Genomic DNA, 11,527 nt, shown 5'->3' with positions numbered 1-11,527 from the left:
TATCTAGCATCTATAGATTCCATAGGTGATATTTTTTGTCAATGCGTAAGTCCTAATTATGTAGACGCTACAAATCTGAAAAAAGGCAAAAAAACTGATGCCAAACTTCTATGAAGCAGACTTCTACACTTGGACTCAAGAACAGGCTAACTTTCTGCGTCATCATCAATGGAACCAGCTTGACCTACCCAATTTAATTGAGGAAATTGAATCTTTGGGAAGAAAGGAACGCCAAGAATTGAGAAATCGTTTTAGTGTGTTAATTGGACATTTACTCAAATGGGAATATCAACCAAAGCAACGCAGCCGTAGTTGGTTAGCAACAATTAGAGTACAACGACGGGAAATTCTCAAGTTGCTGAACGAAAATCCTAGTCTAAAACCTTACATTGAAGAGGCGCTCCAGGAATCTTATGAAAATGGTAGGGATTTAGCATCAGGAGAAACAAATTTGCCACTCTCAATTTTTCCCCTCCAATGTTTATATCTTTTTGAGGAAATTTTGAGCGATCGCTTTTATCCGGGTGAGCCTACCACAGATGATTTAATGGATTGACACTCCTCAGTCAAAATTCACAAGTAGCAAAATTTCTCAACTTGATAGTACTTCATCAAAGTATCGATCAATTTCTGCTATCAGAATTTCAAAGTCTACAGGCTTGGTCAAGTGGCATTTGAAACCAGACTTCAGCGCAAGCTGCCGATCCTCTTGGCTACCGTAGCCGGTCAGTGCAATCAGAATTGAGCTAGTCAATTTGGAGTCTTTACTCAGTTCCTGTGCAACGGCGAATCCATCCATTTCGGGAAGTCCGATGTCACAAATAATTACATGAGGCTCAAGTTTTTTTGCAGTTTCTACCCCTAAAATTCCATTTTTGGCAATGGAAACTTCATGCCCAAAATGCTCAAGTACTGCTTGTAATGATACGGCTGAATCGTCATTATCTTCGATGACTAAAATCTTCAACGATTTTTTAGCCGCCTCTGTAATCTCTAGGTCGTTATCCAAGGTTGTAATCTCTTCGCATACAGGGAAAGTGACTTTAAATTCTGCTCCCAGATTAATCCCTCTACTTGAGGCTTCAACATTACCACCATGAAGTTCCACAAGACTTTTGACTACCGACAGTCCCAAACCTAGCCCGCCCCGCGAACGATCTAAACTGCGATCGGCCTGGGTAAACGGCTCGAAAAGTTCTGGTAATATTGTCGGGTCTATCCCGATGCCTAAGTCTCTTACAGATAAAACCGCTACACTACCTGAGCCATTGTCACCTGGAATAACTGAGAAATCCACCCAGATCGTCCCATCTGGCTGGGAAAACTTTAAGGCGTTATCAAGAAGGTTTCCAAAGATTTGGAAGAAGCGAGTGGAATCAACATAAGCCCACACAGGTGTGTTTGGCAGGTCTTTTACTACGTTAAGATTCCATCTTTTTATTGCTTGTGCATGGTCATTGAGACTCTGGCGAACCAATTCCACCAGATTAACCTTCTCAAGGTTTAATGAAATCTTTCCATAAGTGATGGACGATACGTCAAGTAACTCATCGATCAATTTCGAGAGGTGCTTAATCTGGTTTTGCATCATTAAAACTGTTTCCCCGACTGCGCCAGTCTCGCCTAGCTTCAACTTCAATAGCTGAACGCCGTTGGAGATGGGGGCAACGGGATTCCTCAACTCGTGAGCCAGCATCGCAATAAATTTGTCTTTCAGGGCGTTTTGGTTCGTCAGTTTCTGGAAAAGTTGAACATTCGCGATCGCAACTGCTGTAGTATCGGTCAAAATCTCAAGGAGTCCGATCTCTTGGGGCGTGGCTAGGTGGCGTGTACTCCAGTAGGCTCCGATCGCACCCAGTGGATCGGAAACCCGAATCGGAACCATTACTAAACTCTTGACAAAAGTCACTTTATAGGCATCAAGAGGAATTCGCGCATCTTGGTAAATGTCTTCAATTACGGCTGCTTTTTTATTGAGCATTGCCCAACCGGAGATGCAAGACTTGAGCGGAAAACGCATACCTTTCCAAAGTGGCCCAATAGCGTTTTCATCGACATAGTGGCAACATTCACCATCCCGCAATACAAAAGTTACTCCATCAGCATTTGTGAGATCGCGAGCAGCCAAACGCACAATCTCAATAATTTCTTCAATAGTCCGCACACAAGCTAAATCCTTCACAACCGAAAGTAGCCTGTCGTAAGACGAAATGCTATAGCTCTGATTTAAATTCTGTTCTTGAGAGATGGAGGTTTGTAATATATTTTTCATAAAGAACTCTGAACAAAAAGATGTCTGTATAAAAACTTAGGTAAAGCGGGTAGGTTCGGCGGACACCACAGGGAGGGGAGCATCCCGTTTGAGCAGATCGCCCTGCGCTAAGGCGCACGCTACGCGAACAGACTATAAGTCTGGGGCTATACAAACTTTTGTCCGCCTGCGCGGACTCTATAAAACCCAAAGTAGGCGGGTTTAGTCTGTATAGCCGCGATTTCCAATCACCTGGTGTTTCTTCCAAAAGTGGATGCTCCCACGCCTACTCTTAATCGTAATCTTAACTTTGATATTGAGAGTACAATCTGTTTGTTATCGCGTTTTTGCTTTTACTTATATAGTATGAAATTCTTCAAAAGTGCTAAGTAAATATTCGCAATTTACTTTTATTTACTAATGCAACTTTTGATGTTTAGCTTAAACTCGTTATTTAGGCGTAGTATTTGCAAGAGAATCGAAGATACGTCACAATCCTTCGTAGACATTGCTGATCGCAGGCAAATTATTTGGCGATCGCTAAATAATACTCAAATCGCTCCCGGAGTTGTTCAATCGTTAGATTTTGAGTCCAGTACTCCACCAGGGCATGACCAAATGCCCAGGCGTTGCGATCGGGTGCAGCGGTGTTTTCCAAGAGTAGCGGCCAAAGGGATAGCAATTCAAAGTTGAGCGCGTTGGGGTTCAAGAGTGAGAAAAGGTCATATCCCATTTGTAGTTTACCAATGACAATTGGCAACTGTTCCACGGGAATTTGCTCCGCCAGCATATATGCTAAAGCCGGAGATCCGGTTGAGAGCGTAGAAACAAACTGAAGGACGGGACTTTTGAGCAATGCCGTTAATCCTTGTGTTGTCGTCATCTGGAAGGTGTAGTGGTCGATGATTTTGGCGGCGGCGACGATGCGGACTTCTAGATTACGCAAAAAGCGGGCGAGGCGGAGTTGCTTAGTAGGTGTGATCGCATCCACTAATCCCAACGATAGCGCCTCTACTCCCCAGGCAACTCGATTTGTTTTGCTGTCACTTGTAACCACGGGTAGAACGAGATTACAGAAGTTTCCTAGCAGTTTAGCGCGATACTCAGTGGCTTCTCTAATGGCAATTTCTTTGGTGCGATCGCCCCATTTCCAATCATAAGGTGGTTGCCATTCGCGGATGGGACGGAGACGATCTACTTGAGTGACAATAGCGATCGCAGGTAAATCTGGAACTTCTGCTTTGATGTCTTGCAAAAAGTCCACATCCATTTGTAGGGCAGGATCGAGGGCAGGAGTAGCTAACAGCAGTAAATCTGAATTTATGGCATAATCAAGCACCAAATTTCGGAGTTCGGCACGGTTGACTTGTTCGTAACCAGGTGTATCCAAAAGCGTCAGGGTTTCCCCACTTTCAGTCTGCCATTGATAATTCTGAATGCGATCGGTACTGGGTAAAACATCAACGGCTGCGAGATCCGCCTGAAATAGCGTGTTAATCAAGCTACTTTTTCCTGAACCCGTGCGTCCCACCAGCAGAATATGCACGGGTTTTTGCTCAACCGCCTCGGCTGGTTGAGCTTGAGTCAGGATTTCTCGGAGTGTTTGGGTTTTTGCTTTGGGTAAAGTTGATGGGGAAACTACGGTTGCTGGAACTGGTAAGGTGCTACCTCCGTAAAGTGCGATCGCTTGTCGGCATAAGTTTCTCAGGGCAGCTTCCCGAAATAACTGGCTCAAATTCCCCAATAATTGCTGAGTTGCTTGGTTACTAGAACCCTGACTGGCTTGTTTTGCCACCGCCGCCACCGGATTTAAGATCCATTGTGCCCAGTTCCAAACTTTCCAGAATTTCCGAGCCGATGGTTCCAACTTCCGGTAGACCTCATATCCTTGGTATGCTTGTCCAACCGTTACCTGATTCAGGATTGGGGATAGCTTTTGCATCCACTGATCCATATCATCCACCGTTCCCCGAATCAGCCCATAAGCTTGGGGAACGTAAATATTCAGTAGGGGATATTGAATTTGAGGATTGTAGATATGAGCGATCGCCACAACTAAATCCTGACATCGCGTCCAAAAAGTTTGCCAGTCTTCCCAAATCGGGCGATCGCTTTGTGCTGCTTGCAGAATTTCTTGAAGGGCGGCTTCTGCAAGCTTTGTGGTGTCACTTCCCACAGGTCGCCTTACTGTATCCTCTGCTGTCGATTCTAATTCTTCTTGGACTTGGGCTAATACAGCTTCCACTTGGTTAACAGCTGGTTGAGTCCATTTGACTAGCAGCCAACGCCAACCAACAAATAAAACGGTGAATACACCCCAAATCCAATTAATGCCCCACGCATGAATTTGTGAACCGGCAGACACCAATAAGAAGATGATGATAAACGCGATCGGGATTGCTAAGACGACCCACTGCCAAGGTTTTAATCGCACCATTGCCCTATACCTGCTTTGAGATGTTGGGAAATTCGAGTTTTTGCAAAAATTACTCTTATATAGAAGTCTATCGTCTCCAATGCAAGCAGGATGTTTGGTATTCTTGGATTAATGGTAGACTCCTAATTATTAGGGATAAATGTTTTATTTTGCTGTAGGTAGCTAAATAAACAACTGGATATTTATATTTCTAGATTAGAAGAAGTTTAAAATTGCTCAGTTGTCTATGAGAGCAAAATTTAGTAAACAAGCTATGCAAACAATTACCGACATTGGCACGCTGATTGTCAGCACACCCGGAACCTGTGGTGGTCGCCCTCGGATTGCGGGACACCGGATTACGGTACATAATATTGCGATCGATTTCAACGCAGGCATGAAACCGGAAGAGATAGTTGTCCAAAGACCACAGCTAATGTTGGCACAAGTTTATGCAGCGCTAGCTTACTACTATGCTAACCAGGAAGTAATTGACACGGAGATTGCCGCAGAAATTGAAGAATACGACCGTTTGGAAGCTGAGTACACGGCGAAGAGACAGTGAGCCAAATTCGTTTGTATTTAGATGAGGACAGTGTTGAGAAGTCCCTAATCAAAGCTTTCTGTAATGCAAACTTGGATGTTGTGACAGTGGCCGATGTGAGCAGGCAGAGCTATTCTGATGATGAGCAGCTAATTTGGGCAACAGAGCAAGGGCGTGTTATCTATAGCTACAACCGAAGAGACTTTTGCTGCTTACATAACGAGTTTTTAGCCACAGAAAGAAATCATGCTGGCATTATCTTGTTGCAGCAACAACGCTATTCCGTAGGGCAACAGTTACAAGGGTTGCTCAAGTTGGTTGCTACTCGTTCGGCTGAGGAGATGGTAAACCAACTGGTGTTTTTGAGTGCTTATATTGATAAAAGCTACTAGAGGTTGTTTGAAAAATATTATTGCTAACATCTAAGCCTCCCAAACCTAACCCCCCTAGCCCCCATTCCCTTGTAGGGAATGGGGGTTTCAAAGCCTCTCCCCGAAACGGAGAGAGGTTTGGAGAGGGGTTTCTAGTATACTTTGCGGCTTTTCAAACATCCTCTTAGACCACTGTCGGCGTTTTAATTAATACTAAGCTTCATTGATAAGACTGCTATCTTAATAAAGATATCCTCGAAGTGATTTCGTATGTCAGCAGCTAATTGCAAGGCAATAACTAAATCTGGAGAAAAATGTAAGCTCAAAGCTAATTCTTCTGGATACTGTCATATACATGATCCTGAAAAAATTGCTGAATCCGAGGCGAAACAACATTTACCTGAAATGTTCGCAGATGAGGTTTCAGCCAAGACCTTTAGCCAACGACGAGGCTTGAAGCCAATATCTGAGATTATCCAAATTGATAGTATGAATGATGATCTACGCAATTCTCTTTGGAATGTATTAAGTGCAAATTTCTTACTTGAGTACTCAGAAAAATCAGCTTTTACAAGTATGAGATATTCAGGTATAGATATAGATAATTTTCTTAAACATCTTTGGGAAAACTATTTTAAGCATCCTTTGGATAACTTGCCTAGCGGATCAGGAGCATCTGTATACCAGTTATTAAAATATTTTCAAAAGTGCCAATGGAACGAAGTTTATGATTTTCTTGAGATCACTATGAACTATTTCAAATCTCCGAAACTTGTAGAAGATATAAACTCTGTATTAGAAAGAGAAATGGCAGGTTATAGATTTGTCGGAGGTGTATTTACAGATATCACCAATGAGCAAGAAATTGAAATGCTTGAGCAAGCAGTAGATGATAAAAATTTTCCTGCTGTGTCCAGCCATTTGAAACGCTCCCTTACTTTAATGAGTGACAGAGAAAATCCTGACTACAGAAACTCTATAAAAGAATCTATTTCCGCAGTTGAAAGTGTTGCAAAAGCTATTACTGGAAAACCAAAGGCAACTTTAGCTGATGCTCTGAAGGTTCTGGAGGTTTCTCACAATTTACATCCCACTTTAAAAAATTCATTCTTAATTCTGTATGGATATACAAGTGATGAGGGAGGTATTAGACATGCTATGTTGACTGAGCCTGATATAACTGTTGCTGATGCAAAGTTATTTTTACTTTTATGTACGTCTTTCATAAATTACCTGAAATCGAAGATTTAGAGCGCGATCGCTTTTTAATTAGATTTGGGAGATAAGGAGCGATCGCCTTTGGCTGTCTACGCGATTGTCTTCGATACATTCAGCGATCGCAAGCAACAATAAAATTTATCAACGAAGTGTTGATGACGAAAGTGCCAAAATGGGCAAGAATTGGACAGCACAAAAGTTATCTGTCCATCGCTCTTAACGTTTTAAATACTTAATATTAGTTAATCTTAGGGATAGTTGGCAACAAAAAGTTTTAACAGAAGTTCCCAGGCGATAAAATTTGCGGACGATATCTAAGGCAAAGTATGGTACGCGCAGTCGCAGTGGGTAAAACACGGGCAGATATAACCAGTAGTAAGCCTTTTTTAAGTTATTCCACTTTGAGCAAGCTTCTTGATGCAAGAAATCTGATATATCTACGACTAATCCTCTGCCTTGGTACATCATGACATTACGCCCGTGGACATCATGAGGGTGGAGTCCGCAACTTCGCGCATAGTCAAGAGCTTCATCAATGTCCTTTATTACCTGCTTGGGAATTAGTAAACCAAAGTGCATACAATCGTAGAGGGTTGTTCCATAAAGCCGTTTCAAGACTAAAAATCCATCCTTGGCGTACAAACACTCAGAAAAGGCTGGATGATAACCTAGACGACGGTAAACTTCTACTTCCTCTTCAAAACCTGGCCGTCCTGGGGCATAAATCTTAACTACATAGTCAGGGGAATCGGGGTGATAAACTACTGCGGCGTAATTTCCTCTGCCAAGCAGCCGCCAAGGTTGTGGAAGATAGCTGACCTTAATTGGATTACAGGGATTGACACTTTCAATCTGTAATCTAGGCAATAGTTCCTGATAAATGTGTTTGACTAACTGTTTTAGGGGCAATTTGTCCATATTAATTCCTTAGCCAATTTACGAGGTTTGGGAATAAGGTTGACTTGAGTGAATTACGACCTAAATGACACCGTTGCAACTTCCCGTTAACAGTAGAGATGGCAATTTTTATCCAAAACTCACTGCGATATTGATTCTTCTACCAACAATTCCGATCCTGCTTCACCCTCACCCAGGTTATCAGAATTAACAGATTTAGAAAAACCATCTGCTACATCTTTGATAAAACCAGCTACAGGTACCGCAACTAGTAAACCCAAGACTCCGCCAACATTGGTTCCTACAAGCAGAGCAATTAATACCCATATTGGTCTAATACCAGTAAATTTACCTAAAAGACGTGGTGCGATCGCCTGATCGATTAACTGATCGATAACAACAGCTACTGCAAACACCTTAGCTGCTAGCCAAAAGTCATGTGACGCTATTATTAAAGTTATTAAAACCAGACTGACGACATCACCAAAGGGAATTAAGCTCAAAAGCCCAACTCCCAAGCCAAAGAGTAAAGCAAACTGGACTTGAAAAGCTAAAAACAAAAATGTTATTGAAACACCCATCAGTAAAGCCAAAGTTCCCTGGCCAATTAAGTAATTTTGGAAGTTTTGCTGAAGAGACTGGCTTATCTGCTGGGCAAGATTTCCAGGTAACTTCTTAAATACCGCCTCCCAAATTCTTGGGCCATCTAACAACAAGTAAAAAGTTAGCACTACTGTGATTAACGCCTCAGAAATACTATCAATTGTATCTATAATAATACTTAAAAGTTTATCTGAAACAAACTCTATTTCATTAGGTAACTGGTCAGTAATTTGTGCTAATAGCTGACTTAAATTCACATTTATTTTATGTTTCAAAAACCAATTATTGACACTCTGAAGTTTTTCTTCGCTAGAATCAATCCATTGGGGAAAGACTTTAACCATTTCATTAAATTGCTCTAAAATAATGGGTACTAAAGTGATACCCAGAGCCACAACAATTACCAATGCTAATATAAAAACTAATGCTACTGCATAGCCGCGTTTAACTCTCCGCTGTTGGAGAATCGAAACAGGATAGTTTAAAACGAATGCAAGCAAAGTAGCCAAGACAAGAATTGTGACGACAGGTTGGAAGTTTTTAACCAGCAAAAATGCCAGCCAACCATTGAGAAATACTAGAGGAAATAACAACGTAAAAATTAACCATCTAAGTAGTTGATTCAGTGAAAAATTCATAATTAATTTCAAAGCGAAAATTATTCTAGTTACTAGATTGAACCGAGTAATTAAATCTGCTCAAGAAGAAGTAGACAATAAAAATCTTCCTCCATTGCAGACGCGATTAATCGTGTCTCTCCCAATTCCCCATTCCCTACTCTCCATTATTCCAATTACTAAATTTCAGCAAAGGCTGAAAATTGTTCTTCATTTATTCGCCCTGCTTGATAGAGAGTATTAGTAATTTCCGAAATAGTTAAAACCGCATGACTGCAATAACCATTTTGCTGTAACCTATCTTTCACCCCCTGTTCATGGTCGATAAATACCACAATATCATTAACCTTTAATCCAGCTGATTCTAACTTTCCCGCCCCTTCCATAACACTTTTACCACTAATGAGAATATCATCAACCACTACAACTGTTTCACCAGTATGAAAGTTACCCTCAATTACTCTCCGAGTTCCGTGTGCTTTCACCTCTTTACGCGGGAAAATCATCGGACAGTGAAGGCGCAAAGCTAAACCAGTCGCAGTTGGTAATGAACCATAGGGAATACCTGCTAATCTATCAAAATTCAGGTTCTTCAAAATATCCTCATAAGCTGTGAGAACTTGATTAAAAACTTGGGGATTGGAAATAATTTTGCGTAAGTCGATGTAATAAGGAAATATCGCTCCTGATGCTTGGACAAAGCTGCCAAACATAATGCAGTCAAGATCATAAAGTTGTAAAATCAAATCTTGGTGGGGGTGCTGATTTAAAAAACAAACATCAGGAAACCACACAGAACAAGTAGAATTTTCGTGAACAATTTCAGTTTTGATTTGATTGATTTCTGCACGTAAAGACTGGACTTCTTCTGCTAATTGTGTATTTACCAACATATCTTGAGGAACAGGAATCAGTAAACCATCACCATTACTATTCAAGCCAGCTTCTAAAATTTGTTTCAGGTTTTGAGCCTCTGCCCAGATGCTACGCGCCATAATAATTCGTTCAGGTGCAACTGCTCGAATAAGTGCTAAAACTTCAGGATTTGTAGTTCCCACTTCCAAACCCAATTGTTCTGGAGTTCCCCAGGTTTTTGATTCTTTTACTACCTGTAAATAAAGGGGTGATTCGTTTGTAGGATATTGCTGTAGAGCTTCTGCACCTGGATTAGAAGTACAGCATAAAATAAACACCGCTTTATCAGGATAGACCAAAAAAGGTGCTACGTGATCTTGTCCTGTATAGGGACTGAGAGTGATTGCGTCCACCTGCCATTGTGTAAACACAGTCTGGGCAAAGATGGTACTAGTATTTAAGTCACTGTGTTTGGCATCTAAAATCACTGGGATATGGGCTGGAATAGCTGCTAAAGTTTTGTACAGCAGTTCTAAACCAGGAATACCTAAAGCTTCGTAAAAGCCAAGTGTCGGTTTATAAGCACAAACGAAATCAGCAGTTTCCGCAATAATGAATTGTAACCACTTCTCCAAACCAGCAATAAGTTCTTCAGATTCATAACGCCCAGGCATCATTTCTGGATTTGGATCGAGTCCTACAAAAAGTAAGCTTTGATTTTGTAAGATATTTCCATTCAATTTATCAAAAAAGTTCATTTTTTTTGTTTAAAAAAGGATCGTCGATCAAAACATTGATTCTGTTAATTCAGTACCACCAGCCTTACGCCCTAATTGATAGTGAATTACTACAAATAAGATAACCATCGGCACTGAGGCAAAGTGAACAATTCGCAATGCTTGCCAATCGCCAAAGCAATCCACAATCCAGGGAAATTGAGCAGGTTTATACATTCCTATCCCTGTAAATAATGCCAGCAGCAAAATAGGAATAATTGCTGTATAAGCAATCCGATGCCAAGCATAAATTAGGCGTTGGGAATTTTGAGTTTTTTGTAATGCTTTGAAGTCATTAGCACCGACAAAGCGATGTCGCCAGCGCCGGGTAACTAAAATGTAAATTCCATACCACAACAGATTCAGCGAGAATAGCCACATTGCTGCAAAATGCCAGTGTCTACCTCCTGCCAGCCAACCTCCTAAAGTAAATATCGGAGGAACGTGCAAACCTGCACGTCCACCAAAAACAGGGTTGGCGTTGTAAATTTGTAGTCCACTGGTGAGCATGATAAATAGACTAATGATGTTACACCAGTGGAAGATTTTGGCTCCTATTGCTTGAGTGGGTCGCTTTCGAGTTTGAGAGGGAACGGTGGAAGTCATAAATTTTGACTGATAAAATTTGCTGTTTATCTGTCTTGGGTAAATAGCCCAGCAAGTTTGGAGGTGGGCTATTTACCTTTATTTTCTCATCATTAGATTCAGTATTCTGACATTAATGGTCTACCATCTGCTGTTTTAACTGTCAGTTTAGGTATGGCTAGGGTTGTTCGAAGCTAAATTACGCCTAATGTGAATTAAATAGGTTGAGACTCCAGTGTTTTGAATTTCATGAAAAACGCCTTTTACACGCTCACGAACACGACTAATAAAACGCTTTAAAGCATCAGAATCTTGAAATTGCTGGTTGTCACGAGTGAGTAGACCTCTTGCAAAAGTCCCACATGCGTGGGACAAGTAGGTTAGAGTTGGGTAG

At 41.3% G+C, this 11,527-nt stretch carries 10 protein-coding genes and 1 pseudogene; 4 read left to right on the top strand and 7 right to left on the bottom strand.

The features are described 5' to 3' along the window. Positions 1 to 97: 97 nt before the first annotated feature. Positions 98 to 556 (top strand): DUF29 domain-containing protein, encoded by a 459-nt coding sequence (locus HWQ42_RS03845; protein ID WP_292809481.1) that lies wholly within the window; start codon positions 98 to 100, stop codon positions 554 to 556. A gap of 36 nt (positions 557 to 592) precedes the next feature. Here HWQ42_RS03845 and HWQ42_RS03840 read toward each other — a convergent pair whose 3' ends face one another. Both HWQ42_RS03840 and HWQ42_RS03835 read right to left on the bottom strand, forming a co-directional pair. Continuing rightward, the gene (locus tag HWQ42_RS03840) at positions 593 to 2,272 is read right to left on the bottom strand and encodes an ATP-binding protein (RefSeq protein ID WP_292809479.1); all 1,680 of its coding nucleotides are present in this window, start codon (positions 2,270 to 2,272) and stop codon (positions 593 to 595) included. Between the two features lie 505 nt (positions 2,273 to 2,777). Then, complete coding sequence (locus tag HWQ42_RS03835; RefSeq protein WP_292809477.1) at positions 2,778 to 4,688, bottom strand: GTPase family protein; 1,911 nt, start codon at positions 4,686 to 4,688, stop codon at positions 2,778 to 2,780. 226 nt (positions 4,689 to 4,914) lie between these two features. Between HWQ42_RS03835 and HWQ42_RS03830 the strand changes: the two genes are divergently transcribed. The 3 genes from HWQ42_RS03830 to HWQ42_RS03820 all read left to right on the top strand — a co-directional run bounded on the left by HWQ42_RS03830 (position 4,915) and on the right by HWQ42_RS03820 (position 6,833). Then, complete coding sequence (locus HWQ42_RS03830) at positions 4,915 to 5,232, top strand: DUF433 domain-containing protein (protein ID WP_317616110.1); 318 nt, start codon at positions 4,915 to 4,917, stop codon at positions 5,230 to 5,232. After that, the gene (locus tag HWQ42_RS03825; RefSeq protein WP_292809475.1) at positions 5,229 to 5,603 is read left to right on the top strand and encodes a DUF5615 family PIN-like protein; all 375 of its coding nucleotides are present in this window, start codon (positions 5,229 to 5,231) and stop codon (positions 5,601 to 5,603) included. Before HWQ42_RS03830 ends, HWQ42_RS03825 begins: the two co-directional genes overlap by 4 nt. 249 nt (positions 5,604 to 5,852) lie before the next feature. After that, on the top strand, positions 5,853 to 6,833 hold the full coding sequence (locus tag HWQ42_RS03820; RefSeq protein ID WP_292809473.1) for an AbiJ-NTD4 domain-containing protein: 981 nt from the start codon (positions 5,853 to 5,855) through the stop codon (positions 6,831 to 6,833). A gap of 183 nt (positions 6,834 to 7,016) precedes the next feature. Here HWQ42_RS03820 and HWQ42_RS03815 read toward each other — a convergent pair whose 3' ends face one another. The 5 genes and pseudogenes from HWQ42_RS03815 to HWQ42_RS03795 all read right to left on the bottom strand — a co-directional run. Next, positions 7,017 to 7,718 carry a serine/threonine protein kinase gene (locus HWQ42_RS03815; RefSeq protein WP_292809472.1) on the bottom strand — a complete coding sequence of 234 codons (702 nt, stop codon included), beginning with the start codon at positions 7,716 to 7,718 and terminating at the stop codon, positions 7,017 to 7,019. Between the two features lie 119 nt (positions 7,719 to 7,837). After that, the gene (locus tag HWQ42_RS03810) at positions 7,838 to 8,938 is read right to left on the bottom strand and encodes an AI-2E family transporter (protein WP_292809471.1); all 1,101 of its coding nucleotides are present in this window, start codon (positions 8,936 to 8,938) and stop codon (positions 7,838 to 7,840) included. A gap of 158 nt (positions 8,939 to 9,096) precedes the next feature. Continuing rightward, positions 9,097 to 10,530, bottom strand: a complete 1,434-nt coding sequence (locus HWQ42_RS03805; protein WP_292809469.1) for a bifunctional orotidine-5'-phosphate decarboxylase/orotate phosphoribosyltransferase — start codon at positions 10,528 to 10,530, stop codon at positions 9,097 to 9,099. A 27-nt stretch (positions 10,531 to 10,557) separates the two neighbouring features. Next, a complete protein-coding gene (locus HWQ42_RS03800; protein WP_292809467.1) occupies positions 10,558 to 11,154 on the bottom strand; it encodes a cytochrome b/b6 domain-containing protein in 597 nt (198 codons plus the stop codon). 147 nt (positions 11,155 to 11,301) lie between these two features. Then, positions 11,302 to 11,527, bottom strand: a pseudogene (locus tag HWQ42_RS03795) (hypothetical protein); the annotation flags it as partial.

The organism is Nostoc sp. JL23, assembly GCF_017115065.1.
Classification (GTDB): Bacteria; Cyanobacteriota; Cyanobacteriia; order Cyanobacteriales; family Nostocaceae; genus Nostoc; species Nostoc punctiforme_A.
Note: the sequence above shows the minus strand (reverse complement) of the source record. Positions and strands in the feature narration are given on the sequence as shown.